1 protein-coding gene is annotated in these 1,717 nt (G+C 37.0%); it reads left to right on the top strand.

The window, feature by feature from the left end:
* The first annotated feature begins 217 nt into the window (after positions 1–217).
* A complete protein-coding gene (locus EV211_RS10535) occupies positions 218–1,087 on the top strand; it encodes an ankyrin repeat domain-containing protein (protein WP_166635454.1) in 870 nt (289 codons plus the stop codon).
* The last annotated feature ends 630 nt before the right edge of the window (positions 1,088–1,717 follow it).

Genomic DNA, 1,717 nt, shown 5'->3' with positions numbered 1-1,717 from the left:
ACCTAGTTTTATCATCATAAACTTGCGTGAAATGAAAACTCTAAGGCTTATCCAACTATAAATGATTCAGATAAAACTGTGGCAATACTCTCCTTCAAATAGTCAAAGCTATAGGGAATCATAAAAAGTCCACAGTGTTAAACTGATTATATCAAAATTGAAGAAAGAAAGGAGAGTATGCATGTATTTGGACTCAAATACATCATACAAGGGTACCATGAGGAAAAGAAGAGCCTTAATAGTGGCTGCTATAATAGGTGTGCTCGCGTTGACAATGGTAATATATAATTACTATTGGTCGACAAAACTTATAAACGCGATCAATAGCAGTAATGTCACTAAAGTGCAACAGCTTATTGATGATAAGGGGCTATGCAGTATTAATTTCCCGGGCGGTGGAGCGCCTTATCTGATCAACGTTGAATTCTGGCCAGTTACACCACTACAGAGTGCTTGCAAAAAAGGGAATTATACAATGATAAGAACACTGCTGAATAATGGTGCAAATCCTAATGCGAGTTCACCGGCGGAATATTCCCCATTGGTATTGATTCTGTATCATAGCGATAAAGATGATCTGAAAACGGTAGAACTATTAGTACATCATGGGGTAGATTTGGAAAAGACTTATTGCACCAGTACTATGAAACCGATACTCTATGCAGCAGGCAGTTCGCCATATAATGTAGATCGTAATGAAGGCAAACATAAATACAATGCGAAAAAGGCAAAACGAATTACGGAGATATATGTCTATTTGTTGAATCATGTAACCGATAAAACTCCAAAAGATAAAGAAACGGGTGAGAATGCCTTATTACTATCTGCAAGAATGTTTAATGTTCCATTGGCAGAATATGTAGTCAAAGAACAAGGCATTAAAATCAACTCTGTAGATAAAGAGGGGAAAACGGCATTGTATTTAGAGCCTGATAATAAGAATAATAAAAATGACCCATCAATTAAGATGACAAAACTGCTTATAGAATTAGGAATAGATGTAAATGTAAAAGATGATAAAGGGAAGACTGCCTATGATTATGCAGTAGCACACCATTATAAATATTTGATTCCTCTTTTGAGGTAAGAAGAAATATTATAAGCATTTTGCTACATAGTATCAACAGCTAACGTAGCATCAACAGATTGAAAAATAGACGATTGAGCCTGCGTCATTTTATTGCGCCACATGGAATGGGGACTCGAACCCGAGCCGTAGACCGCCAACGTGATGGTGCAAGCACGCATCACTCCTTCGCAGTCTTCGACTGGTACTCTGCCAAGATTTCGGACAGTTTTTTTGAAATTTCTTTATCTCTATTATAACGAATCATACTGCTATATCGAATAGACTTTCATTATCTACCAGTGGAATATAGTAATGTATAATTTTTTAGGATTTTTCAGACTGATTCTGTAAGAATTCTCAGCGCGCAAGAATTGCCCTGATATTAATGCCACTGAGGCACTAGCTTATTCTTGGAATCAATTAAACGCAAGAATTAGCCCGATAATTGGACCACTGTGGCGGATATCAGACTTCAGAACAGGATCCGTGCAAGAATCAACCAAATAATTGATTCATTGTGGCGGGTATATGTCTCAACAGCAGTGCTTTCAACTGTCAAGTCCATATTTGTGTGTAAATTCACTTCAGTTAAAATGTATCACCATCAGTTATGCAGCATTCCCGCTTTGTATTTTTATCATTATGCTG

It is taken from the genome of Aminicella lysinilytica (assembly GCF_004362975.1).
GTDB classification, from domain to species: domain Bacteria; phylum Bacillota; class Clostridia; order Peptostreptococcales; family Anaerovoracaceae; genus Aminicella; species Aminicella lysinilytica.
Note: the sequence above shows the minus strand (reverse complement) of the source record. Positions and strands in the feature narration are given on the sequence as shown.

Coding starts and splice junctions, on each gene's coding strand:
- EV211_RS10535 (WP_166635454.1), top strand. CDS start 218: ATGAGGAAAAGAAGAGCCTTAATAGTGGCTGCTATAATAGGTGTGCTC.